Source organism: Exiguobacterium sp. s132 (assembly GCF_018617235.1).
Lineage (GTDB): Bacteria > Bacillota > Bacilli > Exiguobacteriales > Exiguobacteriaceae > Exiguobacterium > Exiguobacterium profundum.
Genome location: NZ_JACSJU010000015.1, coordinates 1 through 430, shown reverse-complemented (window position 1 = coordinate 430; position 430 = coordinate 1). Strand labels below are relative to the sequence as shown.

Here is a 430-nt window from a genome sequence, read left to right as displayed (position 1 = left end):
AGCCCCCTCCGAGATGAGATTTCCCTTTGAGCAATCAAGAAAGACCCCTCAGAGACGATGAGGTAGATAGGTCATGGGTGGAAGCGTGGCGACACGTGGAGCTGAATGATACTAATCGGTCGAGGCTTTGATCTAGTCTAATGGTTTGTGTTGATGAATCCTCAGTTTTCAGGGAACAAACCCTAAAACAATATTGACATGCGTATGACGCGGTGTTAATATTCATTTTGTCTGGTGGCGATAGCGAGACGGCCACACCCGTTCCCATGCCGAACACGGAAGTTAAGCGTCTCAGCGCCGAAAGTAGTTGGGGGATCTCCCCCTGTGAGGATAGGACGTTGCCAGGCAAGATCGTTCCGCAATAGCTCAGTGGTAGAGCAACCGGCTGTTAACCGGTAGGTCGTAGGTTCAAATCCTACTTGCGGAGCCA

1 tRNA gene and 2 rRNA genes are annotated in these 430 nt (G+C 50.7%); all 3 read left to right on the top strand.

The features are described 5' to 3' along the window. A 23S ribosomal RNA gene (locus KNO78_RS15520) occupies positions 1–135 on the top strand; the annotation flags it as partial. Between the two features lie 95 nt (positions 136–230). Further along, positions 231–347, top strand: a 5S ribosomal RNA gene (gene rrf / locus KNO78_RS15515). 8 nt (positions 348–355) lie between these two features. Beyond that, a tRNA-Asn gene (locus KNO78_RS15510) sits at positions 356–430 on the top strand.